Annotated in this window: 19 protein-coding genes and 3 pseudogenes; 8 read left to right on the forward strand and 14 right to left on the reverse strand. The window is 36.7% G+C overall.

All coding sequences use genetic code 11. The features are described 5' to 3' along the window. Positions 1-44: 44 nt before the first annotated feature. The 6 genes from RMB13_RS11420 (at position 45) to RMB13_RS11445 (ending at position 6997) form a co-directional block, all read left to right on the forward strand. On the forward strand, positions 45-368 hold the full coding sequence (locus RMB13_RS11420; RefSeq protein ID WP_311085297.1) for a nuclear transport factor 2 family protein: 324 nt from the start codon (positions 45-47) through the stop codon (positions 366-368). Continuing rightward, on the forward strand, positions 368-1150 hold the full coding sequence (locus RMB13_RS11425) for an SDR family oxidoreductase (RefSeq protein ID WP_311085298.1): 783 nt from the start codon (positions 368-370) through the stop codon (positions 1148-1150). The genes RMB13_RS11420 and RMB13_RS11425 overlap by 1 nt, the downstream gene beginning before the upstream one ends. Before the next feature lie 368 nt (positions 1151-1518). Beyond that, positions 1519-2808: a phage integrase central domain-containing protein gene (locus RMB13_RS11430; protein ID WP_311077297.1), complete on the forward strand. Its 1290-nt coding sequence runs from the start codon at positions 1519-1521 to the stop codon at positions 2806-2808. Between the two features lie 315 nt (positions 2809-3123). Continuing rightward, positions 3124-4980, forward strand: a complete 1857-nt coding sequence (locus RMB13_RS11435) for an AAA family ATPase (protein ID WP_311077298.1) — start codon at positions 3124-3126, stop codon at positions 4978-4980. 23 nt (positions 4981-5003) lie between these two features. Continuing rightward, positions 5004-5249 carry a hypothetical protein gene (locus RMB13_RS11440; RefSeq protein ID WP_311077299.1) on the forward strand — a complete coding sequence of 82 codons (246 nt, stop codon included), beginning with the start codon at positions 5004-5006 and terminating at the stop codon, positions 5247-5249. Next, positions 5249-6997: an ATP-dependent helicase gene (locus RMB13_RS11445; protein WP_311077300.1), complete on the forward strand. Its 1749-nt coding sequence runs from the start codon at positions 5249-5251 to the stop codon at positions 6995-6997. Before RMB13_RS11440 ends, RMB13_RS11445 begins: the two co-directional genes overlap by 1 nt. A gap of 390 nt (positions 6998-7387) precedes the next feature. Here the strand turns inward: RMB13_RS11445 and RMB13_RS11450 are convergent, their stop codons facing one another. The 6 genes from RMB13_RS11450 to RMB13_RS11475 all read right to left on the reverse strand — a co-directional run bounded on the left by RMB13_RS11450 (position 7388) and on the right by RMB13_RS11475 (position 18258). Further along, on the reverse strand, positions 7388-8383 hold the full coding sequence (locus tag RMB13_RS11450) for a hypothetical protein (protein ID WP_311077301.1): 996 nt from the start codon (positions 8381-8383) through the stop codon (positions 7388-7390). Next, the gene (locus tag RMB13_RS11455; RefSeq protein WP_311085299.1) at positions 8380-9507 is read right to left on the reverse strand and encodes an exodeoxyribonuclease VII large subunit; all 1128 of its coding nucleotides are present in this window, start codon (positions 9505-9507) and stop codon (positions 8380-8382) included. The genes RMB13_RS11450 and RMB13_RS11455 overlap by 4 nt, the downstream gene beginning before the upstream one ends. Positions 9508-9743: 236 nt before the next feature. After that, complete coding sequence (locus RMB13_RS11460) at positions 9744-10004, reverse strand: hypothetical protein (RefSeq protein ID WP_311077303.1); 261 nt, start codon at positions 10002-10004, stop codon at positions 9744-9746. Between the two features lie 2 nt (positions 10005-10006). Then, positions 10007-10267 carry a hypothetical protein gene (locus tag RMB13_RS11465; RefSeq protein WP_311077314.1) on the reverse strand — a complete coding sequence of 87 codons (261 nt, stop codon included), beginning with the start codon at positions 10265-10267 and terminating at the stop codon, positions 10007-10009. 9 nt (positions 10268-10276) lie between these two features. Next, complete coding sequence (locus RMB13_RS11470) at positions 10277-15100, reverse strand: RHS repeat-associated core domain-containing protein (RefSeq protein ID WP_311077304.1); 4824 nt, start codon at positions 15098-15100, stop codon at positions 10277-10279. A gap of 71 nt (positions 15101-15171) precedes the next feature. Beyond that, entirely contained in the window at positions 15172-18258 is a 3087-nt protein-coding gene (locus tag RMB13_RS11475) for a type VI secretion system Vgr family protein (protein WP_311077305.1), read from the reverse strand. A gap of 154 nt (positions 18259-18412) precedes the next feature. On the opposite strand from RMB13_RS11475, the gene RMB13_RS11480 reads away from it, so the two are divergent. Both RMB13_RS11480 and RMB13_RS11485 read left to right on the forward strand, forming a co-directional pair. Then, positions 18413-18997 (forward strand): TetR/AcrR family transcriptional regulator, encoded by a 585-nt coding sequence (locus RMB13_RS11480; protein ID WP_311077306.1) that lies wholly within the window; start codon positions 18413-18415, stop codon positions 18995-18997. Positions 18998-19496: 499 nt separating this feature from the next. After that, complete coding sequence (locus RMB13_RS11485) at positions 19497-20090, forward strand: hypothetical protein (protein WP_311077307.1); 594 nt, start codon at positions 19497-19499, stop codon at positions 20088-20090. Positions 20091-20521: 431 nt separating this feature from the next. Here RMB13_RS11485 and RMB13_RS11490 read toward each other — a convergent pair. The 8 genes and pseudogenes from RMB13_RS11490 to RMB13_RS11525 form a co-directional block, all read right to left on the reverse strand. After that, positions 20522-20902, reverse strand: a pseudogene (locus RMB13_RS11490) (DUF932 domain-containing protein); the annotation flags it as partial. A 63-nt stretch (positions 20903-20965) separates the two neighbouring features. Then, the gene (locus RMB13_RS11495) at positions 20966-21286 is read right to left on the reverse strand and encodes a hypothetical protein (protein WP_281834473.1); all 321 of its coding nucleotides are present in this window, start codon (positions 21284-21286) and stop codon (positions 20966-20968) included. 31 nt (positions 21287-21317) lie between these two features. Next, positions 21318-21500 (reverse strand): DUF2213 domain-containing protein, encoded by a 183-nt coding sequence (locus RMB13_RS11500; protein ID WP_311085300.1) that lies wholly within the window; start codon positions 21498-21500, stop codon positions 21318-21320. Next, positions 21487-21921: a DUF2213 domain-containing protein gene (locus RMB13_RS11505; RefSeq protein ID WP_311077309.1), complete on the reverse strand. Its 435-nt coding sequence runs from the start codon at positions 21919-21921 to the stop codon at positions 21487-21489. Before RMB13_RS11505 ends, RMB13_RS11500 begins: the two co-directional genes overlap by 14 nt. Before the next feature lie 74 nt (positions 21922-21995). Continuing rightward, positions 21996-22304 (reverse strand): hypothetical protein, encoded by a 309-nt coding sequence (locus RMB13_RS11510; RefSeq protein ID WP_281834475.1) that lies wholly within the window; start codon positions 22302-22304, stop codon positions 21996-21998. Positions 22305-22664: 360 nt separating this feature from the next. Then, positions 22665-22982 (reverse strand): annotated as a pseudogene (locus RMB13_RS11515) (DUF2280 domain-containing protein); the annotation flags it as partial. 102 nt (positions 22983-23084) lie between these two features. Then, positions 23085-23732, reverse strand: a pseudogene (locus RMB13_RS11520) (putative metallopeptidase). A gap of 119 nt (positions 23733-23851) precedes the next feature. After that, positions 23852-24097, reverse strand: coding sequence for a hypothetical protein (locus tag RMB13_RS11525; RefSeq protein ID WP_311077310.1), 246 nt, complete (start codon positions 24095-24097; stop codon positions 23852-23854). Between the last annotated feature and the right edge of the window lie 268 nt (positions 24098-24365).

The following is a 24365-nucleotide window of genomic DNA, read 5'->3' on the forward strand; positions in this document are numbered from 1 at the left end:
TAAAATTTAAAACACCAATTTGGATCATTCAAAAAGAGCGACTCATGAAAGATATACCAGAAGTGGTTAGTGCATACTTTGATGCTGATCAAGCAAACGATATAGATGCTTTAAACCAAATTTTTTCTGACTCTGCCATTGTTGAAGATGAAAATAGTCTATACACAGGAATTGTGGAAATTCGTACCTGGTGGCTAGCAATGAAAGAAAAATACCAATATTTTCTTGAACTTATTGAGATTTCTAATACAGACCATATCAGCACGGTTTTAACACAAGTGAGCGGCAACTTTCCGAATAGTCCTGTGAAACTTAAGTTTCAGTTCACACTTGAAAATGGCAAAGTTGTTAAATTGAGGATTTATTAATGGAAGATTTTATTACTTTAAAAGGAAAACGTGCCTTAATCACGGCGGGTACAAAAGGTACTGGTGCTGCCACAGTTCAGTTATTCCATGAACTTGGCGCAACAGTACTAACCACTGCTAGAACTCAACCAGATTATTTACCAAATAATACACATTTTGTTTCTGCTGATCTCACAACTCCAGAAGGTTGTGAAGCTGTCGTCCAAGCAGTACAAGAGATATTAGGCGGTGTGGACATAATTATACACATTCTTGGTGGTTCATCAGCACCAGCAGGTGGATTCGCAGCATTAACCGATGAAGAATGGTATAAAGAACTTCACCTAAATCTGATGCCTGCAATACGTATTGATCGTCAATTAATTCCCGATATGCTTCAGCAAGGCCAAGGTGTTGTAATCCATGTTACGTCAATACAACGCTCACTTCCGTTACCAGAAGCTACGACAGCTTATGCTGCTGCAAAAGCAGCACTAGCGACTTATAGTAAAAGCCTGTCAAAAGAAATATCCCCCAAAGGTATTCGGGTTGTTCAAGCCTCGCCAGGATGGATTGAAACAGAGGCATCTATTGCTTTTGCAGAGCGACTGGCTTTACAAGCTGGCACAGATTACGAGGGTGGTAAAAAGATAGTTATGGATTCAATCGGAGGAATTCCTATGGGACGACCTGCTAAACCTGATGAAATAGCAAATCTTATCGCTTTTTTGGCATCATCCCGTGCGTCTGCAATTACAGGTACTGAATATGTGATTGATGGTGGGACGATTCCTACAATTTAATAGTCATATTGAATCACTCCATACTATATTTTCTCTTTACTTAAGCAGTTTATAATTACACTAGACTGCTCAATTAAAAAATGGCTGAGAAAGTAAGAATAGGAGATTCGGACTATTCCAATCTACGTTTTAGCATGAGGTGGGCTGAAGATAAAATAACAGGCATAAAAAAAGCCCTCGTCATTAACAAGGGCTTTTTAAGAATTTGGCGGAAGCGGTGTCCGTCTAACAGCAGTCTTATACAGTCCAATATAATAAATAATAATTATATAATTCAATATATTAAAACAAAAATCATCCAATACAGTCTTGCACAATCTAGCTCTTTCCAATATTCTTTGAGGGGTAGGTTGTGGGGTAAAAGGTAGATGCCAAAAAAATCTAAAGAGCTTTCAGCACTCAGTGTATCAAAAATTAAAGAGACTGGACGACATTCTGTAGGGGGTGTTGATGGCTTATGTTTGAATGTTGAAGGTAATTCTCGTGTATGGATTCTACGCGCTACTTTTGGAAAGCACTTTGGTGAAAATGGAAAGCTAAAACCACATCGCCATGATATTGGTCTTGGTCCCTACCCTGAAGTTTCTTTAGCTGAAGCACGAGCAAAAGCTACTGAACTAAGATTACAAATCCGAAACGGAATTGATCCTCTTCGACATAAACAGGAACAACGCGAAGCTTTACTTCTTAAACAACAGCGTGAAAAAACTTTCCGTGAATGCGCCAAGATTGTAATTGAGAAGAAAACACGTGAGCTCAAAAATGAAAAACATATTGCACAGTGGTCATCTACTCTAGAAACCTATATCTATCCTGTTATTGGTGATCGGGTGATTGGCTCTATTACTAAAACGGATATTGTTGCAGCACTTGAGCCTATCTGGATAGAAATACATGAAACAGCAAAACGGGTTCGTGGTCGAATAGAAACTATTTTCGATTATGCTAAAGCTATGGAATATTTTGTTGGAGATAATCCCGCATCATGGAAAGGTAACTTAGAACCCATTCTTGGAAATTTAAAGCAAGAGTCCAGACCTCATCCTTCATTACCGTATATGCAAGTGGCTAGTTTTATTCATGACTTGAGACATCGAATTGGAATTTCTCCCAAAGCATTAGAATTTGCCATATTAACGGCTTGTCGCTCAGGTGAGGTATTTGGTGCATTATGGAAAGAAATCGACTTTAAAAATAAAATCTGGATTATTCCAAAAGAACGAATGAAAGCTGATAAAGAACATCGAGTTCCTTTATCACAAGCAGCAATTAGATTACTTGAACTACTTTATCAAGAAATGCATCCTCAACTAGGTGACTTTATTTTCCCTGCTCCACGCGGTGGTATGTTGTCCGATATGTCTTTAACAACTTTAATTAAACGGATGCATGACAAGAAATTAAAAGAAGATGGTATTGGCTATATTGATCCTAAGCAAAATCGAGTGATCACAACACATGGTTTTCGTTCGACTTTCCGTGATTGGTCAGCCGATAAAACAGATTATCCTCGTGAAGTCTGTGAACATGTATTAGCACACAAGCTACCAGATGAAGTTGAAGCAGCTTACTTACGTGGAGCTTATCTAGAAAAACGTAAGGGATTAATGGAAGATTGGGCTGAGTTCGCTAGTACATCTAGTACATACTGTAACTAGGTAACAAAAAACGAATTCTTCAGCCATCTCCCTACACAGTTAGTCCACTTCACTTGGAGTCAATCGACTCAAAGGAGCTTTATAAGTTTCTGTATTAATGCTACCCCCCAGTTCCATTTAGTCTGAGGGATTAGAAATATGATATTTCATATCCTGAGCTATCAGGTTTGGTTTACGTATTAGATTGCTTTACCAGTATTCAATGGAATGTTTAACTTATTCCATAAACTCTTGATTCCATATCACATGATTTTATGCTACACAATAAATCTATGACATTACAAATCCAACAAGAGTTTAAGGCGCCATAACATCATGTATATTAGCCAATTATCCATCGTTAACTATAAAAACTTCAAACAGGAAAAATTTAAGTTCAAAAGAAAATCGGTAAACAACATCATTGGCGAAAATGCCTCAGGTAAAACCAATGTTTTCCAAGCCATGAGATTAATTCTAGATGACTCATTGCCTGCTAATGCGAAATTCCTTTCCAAAGATGATTTTCACAGAGGACTAGGAGAAGCGTTTGGGCATTGGATAATAATCTCTCTCAATTTTGCTGGTTTAGGGGATACAGAAGAACAGCAAGTTTTAGCGAACTACATATTAAATGATGGAGAAGACCAAGAAACCTCAACGAAAGGAACTTACACCTTTATTTTTAGGCCGAAATTTTCATTCAGACAAGAGCTTCACCAAATTAGTAATGATCATGAAGACCTTGGTACTCGTAAAGATAAAATTCTTGAGTTCTGCTCCTCACACACAATATCAAGAGAAACTTATGAGCCTGTAGCATTTGTTCGAACAAAAATCGACCTCACTGACGAAAGCGTATACCGAGACCACGTAGGAGACTTTAAACAATATATATTCCCAGACCCAAATTTAGAAAGTGAAGAACTGATTGGGAATAAAAAACCTCCATATTTTTCTTTAGTAAATGAAGTTGCCTGTACATACGTAAAAGCACTTAGAAATGTAGTTGCAGATCTAAAATATTACAAAACTAATCCTCTATACAAGCTACTAACCTTAAGAAGTAAACAGATCAATGATGACAAAAGTATTGTTAATGACATAGTTAAAGTGAATCAAAAAATTTCCTCAATACCCGAAATCGAAAATCTCAGCAATGACATTTCTCGCTCATTAGTAAATACCATAGGCTCAACCTATTCACCTAAGATCCAAGTATCATCACAGCTTCCAGAAGATTTTATCGAGTTAATCCAATCTCTTGGTCTAGTAATAGAAGACTCTTTAAGCTATCAAGGAACTGGAAGAATAGAAGACCTTAGCCTTGGTGGGGCGAACCTTATATATCTAGCACTAAAACTTTATGAATATGAATCAATTCGTGACAACGAAGAACATATCACCCACTTCTTGATGATTGAAGAGCCTGAAGCTCATATTCATAATCATATTCAGAAAACACTTTTTGAGAATTTCAACTTTAAAAACACACAGGTATTCGTATCAACTCACTCTACACAAATAAGCTCTGTGTCAAATATTTCGTCTATGAATATACTTTCGAGGAAAGATGTAAAGACTGAAGTATATGCGCCCTCTAACAATCTAAAACTTGACAATATTCGATGTATTGAAAGATATCTTGATGCTATCCGAAGTGACATTCTATTTGCAAAAAGTGTAATTCTCGTAGAGGGTGATGCAGAATTAATACTTATACCAGCACTAGTCAAAAAGACGCTAGGAGTAAGCCTAGAAGAGATGGGCATTAGCCTAATAAAAATGGACGGGACGGTATTTAAGCATATATCTGATCTATTTCATGAAGATAGAATCCGCAGCTATTGTTCCATTCTCACTGATTTAGATAAAGCATTCATAACTCATCAAAATGATACTTTCGCAGATGCTGAATATATAAAAGCCCAATTAAATGCTCAAAAGTCAGGAGCAGATAGAAAGACTGCTCTAGATGCTTACACAGTTAACAATGCATACGTCAGTGCTTTTTACGCAGAAAACACCTTTGAAACTGAATTAATCAGTTATGCTGAAAATGTTCATCTATTTAAATTAGTAATAGAATCAACCTATAGCGTTAAAACACGTTGTAAAACAGTTCTCGCAAATATAACTTCTAGCGATATACCCACAAAATATCATTACACATTGAAATTCGCGAAAAAATAGGAAAAGGATGGCTGGCCGCTGAGATGGTAAGTCATATAACAATTAATAACATAATCCCTGAATATATTCTAAAAGCCATCAAGTTTTCACTTTCTGATAGAAATATTGATGCAATAGCTTTAAAAATGATGGAATATAATGTAGCAGCCATGGACGAATATCCAGAACAACAACACAAAATAAATAAATGTAAGAGTTTTGATGAAAAAATAGCTACCTATAAGAGCTTTTATGATAGTGACACTTTTATACGTTTTTGGGAAATATAATGCCTTATAAAAACTTAACTGATGAGCAGATGGATGCTGTCGTATACAATGACAATATGTTGTTGTCAGCCTGTCCAGGTTCAGGTAAAACAAGAACGCTTGTCTCAAAGCTCTGCCACATAATTGATAACTCTGAAGAACTTTTAATTGGTAAGCGGAAAGTAGTAGCTATTACATACACAAACATTGCTGCAAACACAATACAAGAAAGACTGCTTTCCTATGGAGTTGAAAGCAAATCACTCTGGGTCGGCACAATTCATGCACTCTGCCTTCAATGGATAATAATGCCAAATATCAATATAATATCAAGATTATGTGGAGGCTTTATTATTATTGATGAACATGAGAAAGAAACCAAAATATCAGAACTTAAAGAAAATTACGGTTTCAAATCTTATAACCATATCGACACAGCACTAAATCTAGATAATATCCCACAATACTCAGCAGAAACTAAAGAATACAAGCTGACGATTGATTATCATAGATATCTAGCAGAAAACAATTATATTGATTTTGATTTAATACTAAACATTAGCCATCGTCTCCTACAATCTAATCCTAAGTTATGTAAGCGACTAGGAAACCTTTTCTACCATATACTTGTAGATGAATATCAAGATACCTCTGTAATGCAGTATGAGATACTGAAATGTATTATCAAACAGAAGCAAACCAAAATAACATTGATAGGAGATAGAGAGCAGGCAATTTACACTGGACTAGGTGCAATTGTTAAAAGTAAATCAGAGCTAGAGAGCTTTTTTGAACTCGATTTCTCTTTACAAGAAAAACGATTGACAGGTTGCTTTCGCAGTAGTCAAAAAATAATTAATCATTATCCTAAATACCAAGATGAAGGCTATGGAATAGACTCTAAATCGAATCTAAGAAACTACCCTTCTGTCGTTCATTTAGAGAGAAGCCTTCATAAAGATAACCTTGCTGATTATGTGGCAGATATTGTTAAGCAGCACCTTACAGAAGGTATTCCTGAGAAAGAGATAGCAATTCTGTGCCCTAGCTGGTTCGATGTAATTAATATGTCAAAAAACATTAGTACATTAAATAAAGGCTTTAATATTGACGGTGTTTTAATCTCGCCTATTCCCAAAAATCAAGATAACTTTTGGCTGATATTAATTCGACTAGTACTTACTAAACCAAGTATCCACAATTATATAAAAAGAAAATGGTACGCTAACGAGCTTTCAGAAAAATTAACCGATATATCCTTTGATGAAGAGGTTATAAACCCTAAAACTATACTAAGAACAGTTAATTCACTTAACGTGCAATTTGATAAAGAGATTGACGAGTGGATAGAAGAAATTATCGTTAGCTTTTGCAAAAGACTCAGAATAGAACTAACAGAAAATGACCTATTTCATGAAGGGATGAAAAGCATATTAAATGCAACAAGGGCGAGGATGACGAAGTATAAAATGGACTACAAAGCTTCAGAATTAGAAAAATTTTTCTCCTCCTCCAGTGGAGTAAAAATAACAACTGCGCACTCCACCAAAGGTGACGAATACGAAGTCGTTATATGCACCGGATTGTTAGAAGGGAAAATACCACACTGGAATGATATAATGGGCTGTGGCGATACACATCAAGATTATGTTGCTAGAAGGCTACTGTATGTCATTTCCTCACGTGCTAAAAAGCATCTCTATTTAATTTCGGAACTTGGATATAGAACAACTAAGGGCGCACCATATAGACCCACAAGACAACTATAGTAGTATTAAAAAAACTTTGAAAAATAGGCAAATTACTGATCTCGTAATTTTTTAATCTAAACGGGTAAGCAGGCAAAATTACTCCTTACCTATCACAACTCTCATATCTCAAAATAACAATTTTAGTCAAGATAACCCATCACAGAACTTAACGACCCTTTGCACAATCTCTGGCATGATACGATCAATGACTTCATTCTTAAACTTGTGTTGAGAATGTGGTCTAGCAATTACAATTTCTCGAAGTTCTCTTAAGGTAAGAACAGAACTAGGAAAGTGGATCATCGAACGCTTTCCACTTAACTCCAACACTTCTCGCCCAAAATTCAATGCCATCTAAGTCTCTCTCAGCTAAAGATGACTTAAACTCTTCAAATATTGTAGGTTCTGTCATTGGTCACCTGATGAAGGATGTTTAGTGTCCATTGGGACACCTAAAAGAACTCTTTCAGGGCTATGTAACTGCGCTATTAGTTTAAGATATTCATTAAATTCAAGTGATATGTCTTCACCGCTCAATTTAAATCTTGGATCACCACCGCAATGAGCTTCGTATAAGTAAAGCTCTGACATTAAATCCAATAACAAAAAGAGTCTTACACAATTTTCTCTAGTAGCAAATTGTGAATCACTAAGCAGATGAGCTGCTAGATGCCTATTAAAGTTTGAATAGGCATCTCCATCTTGCGAATCTTTAAATAAATGTTCTGTAAGTAACTTGTCACATGCTTTTGAGAATACATCATGAAACAAAACATTACCCGGGCATGGTTGTCTCTGATAAGAATTACGAAAGAACATCTTTAGATCACCAAACTTAGGCTTTTTACCCTTTCCGAAATAATCAAGCCACCTTAAGAGACCCCCCTCAACAACAGGAATCAAGGTCAAATAAGAGCCTATAAAATTACCTCGATAGTAAGAAATCACAGCAGATTCAATGATGTTTACAAAGCTTTTAAAAGGACCAAAGTGCTCAAATCGACCTTTTTTCTGTCGCGCTCGCATTACAGGATTCATGATAATACTTGCAAAGGCATCTATGATTTTATGTTCATTTGCTGGCATATCAGAAATTAACTTTTGAATATTCGATACATCAGCCCCCGTTACAGTTGATGGCAAACTTAGGGCATATTGTAGAAGGTTGTTATTTAACTGAATGAGATCATCGATTTCTTCCAGCGGAGTAACAATTACATGCCGAGTTTTTTCATCAACTTTGCGCTGTTGACGCGCTTCTTCGAGATATAAGTCATAGGCTTCTTTACTGACAGTCTTCCAGTCAGCATTATCATCATTACAAATTTGCTTTTTGACTTTCTGTACCGATGACTTATCTTTCAAAGCATCTATCACCAACCTAGCCCTATCTACTGTCTTCACATTAGTCTTCCTAATACTGCTCCTGCAATAACAGCAACAACGGCAATAATAAACATCATAACGGAACCTCTTTTATTAGTTTCGTCGTCCTTCCGTCTATTGCTTACTTGTTGTTTGAGCTCATGATTCAGTTCAACTAAGCTCTCATTTTCATTCATTAATGACTGTATATCTGTTCGATCAGACAGTTGCTTTAAATTAGCAGACAATGCAATCACATCATCATTTTTTGTTTTAAGGTCATTCTGAAGCTTTAATATTTGAGTCTTTTGCTGCGTCAAAGTATGATTTCTAGCAAATAGCTCATCAAACTGCCCCTTTAAGTGTACTCCAGCTGCTGTTGGAGTGATTACAGAATGATCTGCAAGAAAGTCTAAAAGTGTTAAATCTGGATTATGGCCCAAGCCTACAATCCTGTATCCCTTCAAATTAGAAAAAGCATTTAATACTTTTTCTTCATTAAAAATATCAAATGCATACTTACTTCCCCCACCTCGAATAATCACAACAATATCATGATCTGTACAAGAACTTATTGCTTGCGATAATGCTTCAACATTGCTCAAGCTAACAGGCTTCTCATCAAAATTGAACTCATCACGATATTCTTTCAGATAATCATAAAAGTCTTCTTGGATAGAGTCTTTTGTTGCTGATGAATAAATCACTGCAACTGAAAGATCAAACTGACTAGGAAAAGTTTGACTTTTAGGTCTATATTTTTTTAAAGCATCTAATGTTGACAGCTTCGACTGGAATGCTTGTATTGCACTATCTTCTTCAATCGCCCGTATAGTGTATCCCTTTAATCTTTTCGTGCATTGCTCTCTAAAAAAATTAAATGTTGGGACACCTTGTATTTCAACATAACTACCGTTTTTGAAACTAGATAATAGATGTTTTGAAATCTCTACTTCAATCGTCCCAGTTATATCTTGAATGATCAGATCATAGACTAATGCCCATTTTGAGTTCTCAACTGCTTGCTCAACATTTTTTAATATGCCCCGCACGCAAAACAATTGTCCTCCTTGTTTCCGCTGAGCAATACAAGCATTTAATGTATCATTTAAAAAATTATGTAAGTCACTAACCGTAAACGTGGGTAAAAAATTCTGGTTCATAATTCATCTTAAAATTTATATACAACTATCTATTAAAAGCTTTATTGGAAATAATCCAGTTAAGTTATTCATCATTCCAATATCGATAAACTTCTTATTAATCTGTTTAAAAAAGGAGAAGGTTCGTATACCTGAACATAATCCGTGATAGTTAATTATCCATCTGGTGACTCATGATCATGACTGCTATAGCAAAAAGATATTTATAAAAACTTCAACTAGAACTGTCAGCATTACTATTTCTTATCGAGATAATTTGCAAATATCTCAATTAAAAAAACAGCTAAGCTAATTATTAGCCCACCTCCAATACTTATAGCCAGCCCTAGCCCAATAGAACTTTCTTTACCATTTGAAATGTCTGAAAACATCATCAACGAAAACATAACTACAGCAATGATAATGCCTCGTATAATAATATTAATAATTGGATGCTCTGAAGCTTTAAAATTCGCTATAAAAACACTCATAATCACTTCAACTAACACTGTCAGCATTACTATTTTTTATCAAGATAATTAAAAAAAATCTCCACCAAGAACAGAAAAACACTTACGAGCATACCAATTGCCAGACTAAATATTAAAGCAAATCCAATCGAAAAATCCCAACCTTCTACGATTGACGAAAATAATGCTATAAAAAAGCCGATTACCGCAACCAAAAGGCCACGTACTATTATATTTATAATAGGATGTTCTGAAGCTTTAAAGTTCGCTATAAAAACACCCATAATCACTTCTACCAACATCGTTAACATCATTTCACCTTATTTCTTACTTGATTTATCTTTATCAGTTGCAGCTTTAACTGCTCTTGAACCAGCTTGCCCAATCATTTGCTCATTTGCGAATATAACTAATCCTGAAGTATTATTTTTAAGAAATTGCCCTATTTTTGGAGCATTTAATGCCATACTTTTCCAACCGACTTGCCCAACACCAGCGGCAGCTGAGGTTGTTGCTCCCCATCCACTCGTTACAGCACTTACCGCAGCGACTCCTCCAGTACGGACAAGATTAATATCTTTTAAACATTTACACTTAGCTCCTTGAGCAATTACGTCCAAGCCTCCACCAATGCCCGCACTTGTGACAGCAGCTTTGCCCACAGTTCCAACCGTTAAACCAGCCCCTTCTAATTGTGCTCCAGTACCAATAAATGGTGCAGCCACTCTTCCTACTACTGGTGCAGCAGCAGATCCAGCTGCTGCTGTCCCTGCCACAACATAAGGTCCATAGCCTGCTACAGACACTGCCGCCAAGTTATTATTACGTATTGCCCCTAATGCTCTTAAAGTACGAGCATCATCTGGATCTTTAGCGAAGCCAGCCATTGTATTTGGGAATAAAAAGCCAATACCTAATCCTGGTTTTTTCCCACCTACTGGCTGTAACCCCATTGGGTCCACCCATTGAGTTGGGTTACTTACATAAGCCGAAGTATTTAGTCCACCATCTAATCCTATCGGATCTTTACTTATATATCTTGAACTATGCGGATCATAGTAGCGATAACGATTATAGTGTAATCCACTCTCTTTATCGTAATATTGCCCCTGGAAACGTACGTTGCTTTGCTCAAATGGATTACTTTCATTAATTGTTTTTATATTGAGAGCCTTACCCCAAGTATTTAAAGTAATTTCCCAAACGGGCTCTCCTAATTCATTACTCAAAGCTTGTGGTGTACCTATCTGGTCACAATGGTAAAAGCTAACCCTCTCCAATTCAGCTCTATTACGTCTAGAGTCATCACGCCAAATCGGATCTTTATGGATAGAGTAAGCTTCTGTTTGGAATTTAGAATAGTCCGGTGTTTTAATTAACTGAATAAAACTTCTGTAGCCTGTTTGGAATAGCGGTATACAGCTATTCGGTTCGTACACATAGTGTTTGGTATAGTTCTGTTCACTATCTTGATATTGCCCAGACTCCCAAATCATTAAGTCTTCATCCCAACCAAACAGTGTAAGTTCTTGGGATGATTTCTTGTAAAGTCGTCGTCCGAAGACATCATAACCATATTCGGTGATCTGCCCATTAAGATCAGTACGAATGAGTCTATTCAAATTATCCCATTTCAATTTGAGCATTTTTCCAGTTTCACTTACTTCAGTGACATTACCTTGTGCATCGTATTTATAATTCTTACCTTGGTATTGAGCAACTAAATTGCTTTTCAATTCAGAAGATTGAGTGGCTTTAGAATCTATTAAATTATTCGCTGGATCAAAATAAAAACTGTCATTATGTTCTGGCCCTTGGCTTTTAATTATTCGGCCAATTGCATCATATTGGTAATTCAGCTGCCCTAAACGACTATCTTTTATTTGAGCCAATAAATAGTTTTTATCGTATTGGTAATGACGCTCTGTTTGATATTTCAAAACCTGTAATGGAATTTGACTTTCCGATTCAGGATTTACGATTTGTGAACTTAATAAACCGATAGTATTGTAATTGCTGGTTTGGATTAGGCCATTTGCCAGCATCCGTGTTGTTTCACGATGTAAATCATCTCTATGAAAAGCCACCATATCTTGTTGATTGAAACCAACACCATAAACATGCCCTGAGCCATAGCTTAAATGAGTTTGCTCTTGCCCATCTGGTCGAATCGTTTTGCTTAAATTACCTAACTCATCATACTCATAACGTAACACTGCTGTTAGTGGTACAGAATTTGGAACTTTATAATTTTGATGTTCCCTAATCACTTGTCCAAGTGCATTGCGGTAAAAATCAATCTGGCTTACTTCATTACTTGCTTTAATAAGCTGTTGATTTAAATTGTATTCAAGCTCTTGTTTTTGACTCTGTCTTGTCTCTATATTTGTATAGATTATTGATGCGATTTGACCATCATCATGATAGCTGAATCGACTCAAGATATTCGGCTGTCGGATCTCTGACAATTGTCCACTTTCAGTATAACTAAAGTATTTTTCCTCACCGTCAAATGCCTGTTCGCGAACTAACTGCCCATAGTGGTTATAGTCAAATTGATGCTCAGCATGATTTTGGTTAATAAGCTTATTCAAACGCCCTTGCTTATCCCACTCATAACTAACCTGAGATTGATTAGCATCAATTCGTTGGGCCATTAACCCCACAGAATTATATTGATATTGAGTAACAAAACCCTTGGTATCGGTATGCTTAAGTAAGCGTCCCTCTTCATCATGTTCGAAATGTTCTTTTAGTCCATCTGCATGAATGATGGTTTGTAACTGCCCTTTATTCTTACCTTGTGTACTGTATTTATACTGAACGGCATTTTCATCAGCAGCTTGCTCGGCCTTAAGAACTCCATCCTCATCATATTCCCATGTACTACTTTTCCCAGAACAATCTGTATAAGAAAGTATTTGTCCAAGGTCATTGTATAGGATTTTTTTAGAGTTACCTTTGGCATCAATCTCTTCTATCAATTGGTTGCCACTATTATATTTATATTGAGTTATTTGCTCTAAAGGATTAATTTCTTTACTGATATTGCCTTGTGTATCATATTCCCATTTCCAGATACTTCCTTCTGGATCTTTAGCTTCAATCAAATGTCCTTGTTCGTTATATGCAAAACGAATCACCCCACCATTTGGCTGTACGATTTTAATTAATTGCCCTTTATCATTATATTCTTGTTGGATTTCCTGACCATTAAAGTCAATCTGTCTCGTGATTCGCTTGTATTTATCACGGGAATACCATGATTCTCGCCCATCTGCTAAACGAATACGATAAGTGAAACCTTGCAAATCGTAGTAATAGTAAGTTGGGGTTTCATACGCATCATAAACAGCGACTTGACGTAATCGAGGATGCCATTTCAATTTGGTGTGGAAACTACCATCATCTGCCCATTCCTCTATAGCTTTCGCATTAACCTCTATAGAGTCATAACGAATGTTATGCCCTCGCCCAGTACGATCTGTATAACGAGTGAGTTGATGTGCTTGGTTGTATTCATATTGACGAGTATGACCATTTTGGTCATAGGCTTTTATTAAGTTACCATATTGATCATATTCATATTTAGCTAAAGGCTCTACTTGATCATCAACAAAGATGGCAATAATTTTCACTTGATCATTAAAAGCAAATTTAAGTGTATGCTTTGCCCTTTTAAATTGAAAATTGACCGCCTGTAAATACGCATCCTGTCCTACTAACAAGTAACTCAATATGATTTTTTCTTGGGTACTGCCATTAAGCTGTTGGATTAACTGGTAGTCTTTACCTTCATTAAAGCTGTGGAACTGCCAATTCCATTCTGTGCCAAAATTTAAAATTAAATCTCCATCTTCTAATGGTTGAACTGTGAGGTTTTCGAATGGTGCAGCATAAGCTTGGTATGCTATTGAGGATGGAAGCTGATGTTTTCGTCCTTGAGCATCAATAAATATATAACCTTTAGAACTTTGTTTAATGACATTGGAAAAAGGCATCATCCAACGTGCACCTATCATACCGTTATCAAACTCACCTCGTTGTGAGTGATAATGACGGCTGAACGAAAAATTAATTTTAGGTAGAGAAAAATCAATATGTTCTACTTTTTCAGCACCAATTGAATAATTAATACTATTATTTGTTTGTGAATCTACACCTGTACAAGGTGCAGCATTTAGAGCGTTCGCTTGCAGACTTACAAACTCCAAAATATCACCTTTCGTATGTTGTTCATGTTCGCCAGTTTGGTTAGCAGGAACACTGGCGTTCGCTTTTTTTTGTTGCTCTTTAATCGCCTTTAAACTTTCTTGTATAAGCCAAGCTAATGTATATTTTTGTCCAGCATTAGATTGCTGTTGAAGCGCTGAACCTAAAGTAGCGGTCGCCTTTAGAGCATCTTGGATAAGTGCACTACTCGCCTCTACCTTAATTTTTGCAGAATCATCTGATTGACTAGGGGCTGCCAATAAATCAATTAAAGGTACAGCCCAATTGGTAAATTTTAATTTAGGGTCACGTTTTTCCGCACTTGCGCCTGCTGAACCAATCCTTGTAATAGGAAAGTCAGCAGAAAGAGGAGTACCAAGACTGCGCAAAATATTGAGGCCCAACATTGTGGCATTTGTTAAAAGTTCTGGGAGTTTAGCTAAAGTTTCTTGTAAGAATTTTTCTAAATCTCCCGCAATCATGGCATTTAAATGTAGGCCCAAGCGTTTTATATCCGTACTCTTCATTTTTCCGTTTTCCAGATATAAACACTCAGCCATGAGTCCTAACATAGGACGTAAAGCCATACGGGCATGCGCTTGGTTATTCGGCTCTGAAAATAATCCAATCAGATTTGCTCCCAATAGGGCTGTTTGCTGTGTCCCTGCATCCCCAGTCTTTTTATCAGTTATATAGAGCAATAGATCTAGAACACTTCCCGTTAATGCAAAAATATTTGCTACAGTTGGTGTATAAGCATGAGTTTGTAATTGTTCTAAATTAGTTTTACCGCGTACAAATAGATATTGCTGAATTTGTTTTGCGATCAATTGTAAGTCTGTAACTTCAGTAATACTTTCTAAATTAAAAACAGCAAGTTCAACCGCAGGCTTATTTTGTTCTGAAGTTGACTTAATATTATTTGTTGCCATAAAACTAAAACCTTTTCTCTATGCAAAAGCATATCTGTAATACTGTTTATCTTTTAAAATGCAGTTGAACTTTATTCTTTATTACCAGTGGGATTTGGATTAAAACCACCTTGCCCCATCATCATTTGCTCAGGCGACAAATGGGTATTTAACTGTGAAGAAATACCCCCGAAAACTTGAGTAACGGCTTGTTCTTTAACCTGCCCTAGCGTCTGTTGTCCTAAATCACTAAGAGCTTGTTTACCCATATCTTTAAGATTCAAAGATTGTCCGGAAAAGAGATTACTCTTGAGTTGCGACATCATATTTTGTCCTAACGAGCCCATTGCATCCTTCGCCCCTTGAGTTACACGATTAATGACTTGATCAGACCATGTATAATTTCGTGTAGTAAAATGGCTTCCTTGATCCCAAGAACTCCGTTGATCTTTCTCAAATTCGACTTTTGCTGGACCCGGTGCAATTCCTGTCACCGTTGCAAAGCCATTGTTATCCAATGTGCCCGTAACTTGCTTTCCTAATGAATCTTGAACTTTAAAACTGGTTTGTTTAAAAAAGTCATTTCCACCATAGCTTTTCAATAGCTCAAGTGCACCTTTTAATGGCTTTGCTTCTGGAAGTTGTGCAGACTGACTTGCACCTGCACCACCTTTAAATAAGTGTTGTCCAGCATTCACCTCAAACTTTCCACCAGTTTTGGGGAATATCCCAGAACCATTTAGGGCAATTTGTGAAGAGGCGCCAGTAATCAAAACCTCTTTGGGGCTACTAATTTCAATACGGTCTTCAGTAGAAGCAATACGAATACCTAACTTCGATAAAATATCCAATGCATTAGATTGAGCTTGAATACTAAATTTGCCTTGTGCGGCAACAAGCTTAAAATCACCTTGAACTGCAAATAGACTAATTTTATTTAGCGCATGCCCCACCCAGTTTTTCTGTGTACTAAGATTAATACTATCCCCTGCAAAATGGTTAATCTGTCCATCTGCTGATAGATGAATATCCTCCGGGGTACTCAGAGCAATGCTGTCAGGTGAACTTAGGAGCATCAAAGATTTTTTAAACTTGGCAATATCTTTTTCTAATTGTTCTGCAAATACTTTGAGTTGCTCTACAGATTCGATTTCATCCGTTTGTTGATTCTTGGCTAAATCACTTAATGCTTTAGTGTTTTTCTGACTACTTTCAAGTTGTTTTTGTGTCTCCTGTACATCTAAATGATCTGCTTTTGCTTGGGCTTGTTTATAAGTTGAAAGTAATAATCCAGCCCCCGCACGAACAGCTCCCCATTGGTCAGTACGCAGTTCAAATCCTTCTCCGCGGTCTTCACTTTCCGCTTTATCTTTAGGATGACTAAGTTTTCCCAGATTTAACTGGCTTGCACCATGACTACTTTGTAGCTGGGTACTAATTTGTCCCGTAGTATCATCAAATCTGAGTTGCCCAAAACCACCACCCGCTACTTCTTTGGAGCGGATACCACTCAGCTTTTTCGTATCGGGAAGCTTACCTTTGTTATCAAATTTAGTTGGATGACGCTGAGCCTCATGAATTCGACCCATTACAAATGGTCGGTCTATATCACCATTAAAGAAGTCAATAACGACGATCTCACCAATACGAGGTAAAAACCGTGCTCCGTACCCTTCCCCGGCCCAAGGTGTTAAAACATCAATCCAAGCTGAATCGGTGTCATTATTATTGGTCCCTGCGCCCCCATCATGGCTATGGTCATCACTGCGGGTAAACAGGAAACGGACTTTGATACGTCCCCATTCATCTACATAGATTTCTTCACCTTCAGGACCCACCACTTTCGCACGTTGTGGATGAGTGACTGGACTATGAATTTGTGGGTTATAAGCGGGTGTTGTTGGAATATGACGACGTTGTAAAATCAACTGATTCGCTTGGCGTTCATCACTGTTTTCAGGGTTTTGTATTGACCAGTTACTTTGCACCAATAGACCATTAATTTGGTCATTTAAATCTTTAGGTAAATTATTCTGATTAAAGAAGTTTTTAGAAACAATCAAAAAGCTTTTATCTGAGCTTTCATGCTGGTCTATTTCTGGGTGTTCATTTAATTCGAAATAGTAACCCACATAGGCATCACGGACTGTCGTTTGCGCAATAAAGCGTTTCGCCTGTGCCTCGTAGTAATTGTGGAGGTTCTGGTTTAAGCGCTCAATTTGTTGATTTCCAGATTTAGTTACACCATCCTCACCCTTTAAGTCACCAATCCATGCAGGCGCATAGTTCCAAGCTTGCTCTAAGCCAAGTGTAGCATTGTCATATTGTTCGCTATGCTGATGCTTACTTTGAACGCTTCCAATCCCTTCTTCTTGTTCTAATATTTCTGCTTGCCAACGTTGTATATGCATAACGTTGGGTTGAAGAGAACGCTCGGCAGTTAAGCGAGTCATGCTGTCGTATTGTTCCACCGCACTACTACGGTGGTAACGAATCGTTTTACGGTCTAAAGGCTGATATTGACTATTAGCATCAATCAATCTGAGTTTCTGAGCTTGAATAGATGTATCGGTACTTGGAACAATATGCTGAGCTTCATCAATTAGCCAACTGATATTTTCACAGCGAAGTAAGCGTGTGAGGAAGTCCCAATCGCTTTCATTATGTTGCATAACAAAAGGACGAACATCATAAGTTTGTGTTAAACCACTTAAATCTAAACTTAAGCTTGCAGCAAATATCGGATTTTTAACTTGCCATTCTTTAAATAATATTTCCCATATCTCAACCACGCTTTTATTTATAAATACACGCGAGTTGCGACGGTACTTCCATAAAGTGGTTGGATCTTCTAAGGTCAGCTTATATAAAGTCAAGCTTCCATCTGATTGGCCTTGTTGAGCTTGAGTAATAATGCCTGTAACTCGGGTTAACTCACCTCGCTCCGTCACTATATCTACAGCGACCTGAACACCAATAAAAGATTTTAGTTGAATCGTTGCATTCGTTGATAGGCATAAAAGTTCTGCTTTTAAGCCATCATTTAATGCATGTACGCCATCAATTCTTTGCAGAAATACTTGGTCATTCAATATCGGAGAAGTAAATTGAATATGAATGGCACGTTTCTGTGGGCTAATACCCAAACTATCTAAAACTTGATGAATACTGTTCAACATCTTTATAGGACTGAGTTATATTTTGCAGTATTTTATAAAATACATACTGTTCTGTCTATTTTTTATATCAATCTTACTCCTGAAGCCTAGCCGAATACCCTATCTATACACTAAAATAAAAACTAAATACTTCAGAATATTGTGCTAACTCATTATGAATGCAGAAATAAAATTCAAAAAAAAATGTACAAAAAGAGAAATTATTCTAACTACAGCAACTCAGCTCTTTATTCAGGAAAGTTATATCAATGTCGGTGTAGACCGTATTATTTCAGAATCCAACGTAGCAAAAATGACTTTTTACAAGAATTTCCCCTCCAAAGAAGAATTGGTACTCACCTGCTTAAAGGAATTAAAACTCGATATTCAAATTGCAGTTGAAGAACATATCTCGGAAAAGTCAGCTCCACTAGAAAAACTGGAACAACTCTATCTTTGGTATATCGACTGGGTAAATCAAAATGATGCCAGAGGCTGCCCATTTCATAAAGCTCGTATGGATGTAGGCGACCTATACCCATCCATTCTGGTGGTATTGGATGAGTACCGCAATTGGTTATTCGATACCACCACTTCTATTTTGAAAGAATTAGAATTGAACGATCCTATTGCTATAGCTCATCTATTTCTCTCACTTTTAGATGGCATCATCAATAGTTCGGTTTGTGAGAAAGCCCCTATTAAACCTAAAAAATCATGGGACTTTATTCAAACCTTGATTGAACTCGAAAAAAAATAGATATTTAATAAGCCCTGAGAGCTACTAGCTCTTAGGGGTATCTATCAATAGAATATTTTGATAAAGATAATCAATCAAAATCTACATAATGTTATTTTGCCCTGATTCATCCTTTGAAGATTGCTTTAACAATAACTTTTGTAGCCATGACTTTAATATTCATTAAATATTTTGCACTAAATTTAAAACAGTTTTTCTATTACTCATTAAACAAGTATATTCTCAATTTAAACTAGTTTAATTGATAAAAATACTGCAAACTTTCTGGCTGATTAAATATAATTTAGCAAAAAAATTAAGATACTGTATTAAATTATTAGCTCATAACTATGCCTAAAATTACCTCTATTTATAATTTTTAGTTGATTTTTTATTTTCAAGTTTAAATAATAACCCTACTAAAAATTAAGTTAAACATAAAGATTAAATTCTTTAGTTTTCTAAATTATTCAAACTCTTTTTAAAATTTCCCTAATCTTAGATTAGCAAGAAGACAAATATGGCTGTTGAAATAAAAGAACTCTCAAATATAGGTAAATTCAAATCGCAGGGCTCTCGCTGGAAAATGTTTTTCTTTATCATCCTAGCAATTGCATTAATAATCACTTTTACTCGAGATGGAGGAGGTTTTTTTGGTACATTCTTTCTCGCCTTTTTAGGTATAGGTTCTTTATGTATGGTGCCTTATGCCTTATATCTTCTTTTTAGAACTATGTTAATGGTAGATATAAAAAAGCTACATCGAGAAAAAGAAACCGAGATTAAAAAACATGGTTTTAACATTGATTTCTCCGCAATAGGTCTATTGGTTGATCATAAAAATAGAAAACTTATTTTTACTTTAGATCCGAAACCAATCGTTTACATTTGTAATTTTGATGATGTGAGGCAATGGTTTTCCGGGTCAGAAGTACATGAAACTCAATATCAAAATAGTGATGGTGCTTATGCAGGTACTAGATCTTTGACTATAGCTAGACATATTACAGTACGTATAGCCGATCCTAACATTCCAGAAATGAGATTTGCTGTTTCTAGTGACCGAGAACAAAGTTTATGGATAGGACGATTAGACGCACTTATTAATGGTTAATTCTAAACTTCTATAAAATTCAGATTACACCTTCCCCCTTTGTTTAATAAGGGGGAATTAAGAAAAACTCTTCAACTACATCTAATCTCTCCCCATACAGCCGCACTATCCTACTACCAATACGCTACTCTCAAATTTGTCGATCTTGTTCACGGCTCATCCGTCTGGTTTCAAATAATCGTTTGGATTTATTATTTATTGGTTATATCGTGAATAAGTTTTTACTCTAACAAGTAGACTTTTAAAAAGTTGCTACTAGCTAACAGCGATTTATCACATAACAGTACTCCTATATTTTTAAGGCATAAAAAAAGCCACATTGGGAGAAATGTGGCTAAAGATCGACTTAGAGTAATTTTAAAACGCAGCGTAAAGAATTGACTTAGGCTAAACAGGCAAGCTTAAATTAAACTGAACCATTAAAAATGTTATTAAGACATCATTCTTAATGCCTGCTCCAGTCCTCGTTGTTTAAGATTGGCCCCAGCCCCAAACCATGCTGAATCCATCCGGTGATCCGTTGAAATCGCACGTCGTTCGTGATCGACAAACTCGGTAATACTACAAAGTAGCCCATAAGCCGTATCTTTAGCGGAAGCTAACTCAGCCCCACGTCCATGCCCGTTAAACATGGTCATGACCTTAGACATGGCACGCCCATTTGGTTCTGTTTTATTGACAGCTTTGGTTGAATGGATTTGTTTAGGCGTAGCTACATTACGGTAGAACTGAATGATACTTTCGTCCTGATCTGTAGCACTCAGGTTCGTGTTGTTAAACACAGCATCAAAGTAAGCTGCTGCTTCCTGTTGTATTTAAGCGCCTTGATAAATCATAGTGAGGAACCTAGAGATAATGCATATTGCTGATAGCTATTAACACTCTACCTGCAGGAATCTCCATAGAAGCCTCCACACGATGCTCAAGAATTGGTGTGGTATAGCTGCGGCCAACAAAGCCCAATAACCACCATCAACCTTTTCCGGGCTACCCTCATCATCATCTGCCGCTGTCAGAGCTAAGCCCAATTCAGTGAGGATCTCTTTAACAATATCCTCATCTAATGCTGCCAAGCCTACTTTAACTTCATCAGCACCTAAGGTTAGTTTTTCAGGCTCCTCTTCAATTTTCTGAGTAACAGCCTCTACAATGTCCTCCACTTGATCTTGCCCAAGTTCTGGATTTTCTGAGTCCATTGCAAAACCTTGAATGACTTTTGCAATTCGCTCAACTGCACCTTTTTCGATTGGTTTTATTACCTATTTGTCTCTCTATTAATTCATCAGATAGATGATCTGCAATAACCGCATCTGTACCGATACGACCGTGTTTAACTAAAACAGCATGATTGCCGTGAATATCTCGCATAACGCCATCATATAGCTGGCCATTCCATTCACCTGATGTCATATCGATGGGTATATGCATAACAAGCAAAAATCTCATCAAGCATTTCTGTTTCGATGTAACAGATCGCTTTGTCATCCCATACGCGCATTGAGCTGTAGACAACGCCATCCTCCATTTCGACCTCTGTGTCTATTGCGCCAACTGTAGAGTCTTTCTGAGGCTTTTCAGCACTGACAGGGATATGGCATAATAGAAATTGAACCCCTCTAAACGTAAAAAGAGCCTTTGACAGCTCTTCCGGATCTCGTAATAAGCGATAGATTTTTTTTGGATCTAAACCTAACTGCTCGTAGCCAGGTATCTCTTTACCAAGGTACTCATTCACCCCACACTTGGTAATCACCGTTCGCTCAATGATGAGATGCCCATTGCCGTCATATCGTCTTACAGATGATGAGTCCATTGCGATTTTTATATTCATTTACTCACTATATAAAAATAAACCCCCACTAATATGTGGGGCCCAAAATATTAAAAAATAACGACTATAATGACTTAGATATCTACTAATTTAAGTGCATCATCCGACCAGATGAACAACACACTCTCCGTATTAAATTGGTCTAATCCTATTTTCCTGCAACAGTACAAAGTCTTTTCAATTTTCTCTTGAGCGGTATATCCCCTGAAGTGTTCAATTCTAAAGCCTGCGGGCTCAATCACCGTTTTAGCCAAGATATTAAAAAGTTCATATTTATAGGAGTCCTTATCAATGCGTAGAACTCTAGCCTTCATGTAATCATGAAACCTCTTATCTATTTGCATATATATTTCATTTTTTTCTAGTTCTGAAATTTGACTCATCTCAACTGACCTTAGACTCAAGCAAAACGATATGTTAAAAAATATTAACAATGTAATATTAAATATAAGAAAAACTTAAGTATCCCATGAACCAATCGTTAAAAAAAGCTATTTTTTGCTATTAGTTCACATTTAATACGATTATTTAGCTATAGAAGTGCCCCATCAATAATGGCTTTACTCCCACTGCGGCAGTGAATCAATTGCCCAGATTTAACCCACTGGCCATCCAGATACATGTCCTTAACCACATCAAAGGCTTTTCCATGAATAGCAACATGTGAGTTTTTTGGCTTTTTTCCAGTATGAGAATGCAGCCAAATAGCTTTCTTAATGCCAAGCTCTTGCCGTCTAGCACTCTCATATTCTGCATGAGCCTTGTTTGTTTGCTTGATCCGATGTAATGCTGGCTGGTTGGACTATCATGACATTTGGCCATGTCACCCAAATTTCTGAATTAGCCTCACGGACGGTAGGTAGCAATTGCAGTCGATAGCGTTTATTTGAGATTGGTATAGCTTCAAGCTCTTGATTGGCTTTACGGCGGAAATCAAAGAATAAATCTCGGAGTTCCTGGCTTAATTCCTGCCCCATCCTTTTTGTAGGGCCATATAGTTCACCTTGTTGTGGTGAAACATCAACATTAAATATGTCTTTAACTGCTTTGGACGTTTTGGTGGGTGTCTCAAATTAAACAAGCATCCTAACGATGAACAGTTTCATCTTTTTGGTAATACCTGCCATTTCAACTATTCCATCAAGGTAGAATGGCAAAAAAATTTAAACCACTCTCAAGTAACAAGTGCCACAAGCGTAATGGACATCAGCACGTGACAGCTCTGGTCTTGTATTCGCTGCTTCCACCAATTCTTTGCATATTTTTATTTGCTCCATAACAGCAAACAACGCCTGTAAATTCCTCTATATAGTGGCCTTGAATTGCTAACTTTGGCGCACTAGTCTCTCTGTTATATGCAGGTGTCCGTATTGGTCTTTCTTATGTGCAATGTGATAAAGCTCATGTTCAACCAAAGCGCAAAAGTCCACATCATTAGCAATACGAGAATATGAAGCATCAAAAGTAATGAGGTATTCAGGAACACATCTGAACCATTGGATATATTGTTCTTCTTGTAGCTCTTTTTTCCAACCACCAGCATTGATCATGACTTTCTCTGTTGTACCAATGACCTGACGTCCTTGTTTACTAAAGCCTGATCTAGCCCACATCACGGCAATATTCGGGTAACGAAATGACCGTAAATGCAAATGATCTGAGTTAAACATTTGAGATTTAGGATCTAAAAATACCTGTCAAATCCAATCCCACATTTCTGGTGCCGGCGCAAAATTAGGAGTATCTAGCTCAAAAATCCATTCTGGAGGCATTGGCCGAACTGGAACATGAAAACCGACTTCTTTTTTCATACATACTCCAAAAAGAAGAACCCACTAAATATCGATTATTAGCGGGGCTTCATGTACCCGTAATAACTATGGTAAACAAAAACCTCCCGAAGGAGATCTTCCACTTTTAATGCTAGACTTTAATCATTCCGCAAACTAGATTTATATTTATTGATTCCATGTACACCCCGATCTATAAGCACACGTATTTGAATAGTTTCATCATATTGTTGCTTCAAGCCACTCTCAATATCTCTGTAACTTAAATCTGATAAATCTTTGCCTTTATGAAGTAACTGTTCTTTATAAAAGTAAATTTGCTTAGTTACTTTTTGATCCTGGCCAATATCAACAGAAGCTTCCACCCAATGTACTGAAATGCTCATAGCAAACTCCAATGAGGTTATTCAACCATTATAACATGAACAAAACTCATTAAATTACAGCATATTAATTTACTACTTAAAACAACAATTGATATTTAAGGCAGCTTTCTCTGCCATAAGACATTCAGTCAAGTAACAAAGATGTAAGTTAATATGTGCAAAGTTTTGTGACGTATTACACATATTTTGTATAAGTTGCAATATTGTGCACTAAATCACATTTTGATAGTTTGTTTCTGAACTGGTAATTAAACTAATCTGATATACG

Source organism: Acinetobacter sp. V102_4, assembly GCF_031799005.1.
Taxonomy (GTDB): domain Bacteria; phylum Pseudomonadota; class Gammaproteobacteria; order Pseudomonadales; family Moraxellaceae; genus Acinetobacter; species Acinetobacter calcoaceticus.

Bases quoted from the DNA above. Each gene is read 5' to 3' on its own strand.
- RMB13_RS11420 (WP_311085297.1), top strand. From the start codon at position 45: ATGAAAGATATACCAGAAGTGGTTAGTGCATACTTTGATGCTGATCAA.
- RMB13_RS11425 (WP_311085298.1), top strand. From the start codon at position 368: ATGGAAGATTTTATTACTTTAAAAGGAAAACGTGCCTTAATCACGGCG.
- RMB13_RS11430 (WP_311077297.1), top strand. From the start codon at position 1,519: ATGCCAAAAAAATCTAAAGAGCTTTCAGCACTCAGTGTATCAAAAATT.
- RMB13_RS11435 (WP_311077298.1), top strand. From the start codon at position 3,124: ATGTATATTAGCCAATTATCCATCGTTAACTATAAAAACTTCAAACAG.
- RMB13_RS11440 (WP_311077299.1), top strand. From the start codon at position 5,004: ATGGTAAGTCATATAACAATTAATAACATAATCCCTGAATATATTCTA.
- RMB13_RS11445 (WP_311077300.1), top strand. From the start codon at position 5,249: ATGCCTTATAAAAACTTAACTGATGAGCAGATGGATGCTGTCGTATAC.
- RMB13_RS11455 (WP_311085299.1), bottom strand. From the start codon at position 9,507: ATGAACCAGAATTTTTTACCCACGTTTACGGTTAGTGACTTACATAAT.
- RMB13_RS11460 (WP_311077303.1), bottom strand. From the start codon at position 10,004: ATGCTGACAGTGTTAGTTGAAGTGATTATGAGTGTTTTTATAGCGAAT.
- RMB13_RS11465 (WP_311077314.1), bottom strand. From the start codon at position 10,267: ATGTTAACGATGTTGGTAGAAGTGATTATGGGTGTTTTTATAGCGAAC.
- RMB13_RS11470 (WP_311077304.1), bottom strand. From the start codon at position 15,100: ATGGCAACAAATAATATTAAGTCAACTTCAGAACAAAATAAGCCTGCG.
- RMB13_RS11475 (WP_311077305.1), bottom strand. From the start codon at position 18,258: ATGTTGAACAGTATTCATCAAGTTTTAGATAGTTTGGGTATTAGCCCA.
- RMB13_RS11480 (WP_311077306.1), top strand. From the start codon at position 18,413: ATGAATGCAGAAATAAAATTCAAAAAAAAATGTACAAAAAGAGAAATT.
- RMB13_RS11485 (WP_311077307.1), top strand. From the start codon at position 19,497: ATGGCTGTTGAAATAAAAGAACTCTCAAATATAGGTAAATTCAAATCG.
- RMB13_RS11495 (WP_281834473.1), bottom strand. From the start codon at position 21,286: ATGGACTCAGAAAATCCAGAACTTGGGCAAGATCAAGTGGAGGACATT.
- RMB13_RS11500 (WP_311085300.1), bottom strand. From the start codon at position 21,500: ATGACATCAGGTGAATGGAATGGCCAGCTATATGATGGCGTTATGCGA.
- RMB13_RS11505 (WP_311077309.1), bottom strand. From the start codon at position 21,921: ATGAATATAAAAATCGCAATGGACTCATCATCTGTAAGACGATATGAC.
- RMB13_RS11510 (WP_281834475.1), bottom strand. From the start codon at position 22,304: ATGAGTCAAATTTCAGAACTAGAAAAAAATGAAATATATATGCAAATA.
- RMB13_RS11525 (WP_311077310.1), bottom strand. From the start codon at position 24,097: ATGAGCATTTCAGTACATTGGGTGGAAGCTTCTGTTGATATTGGCCAG.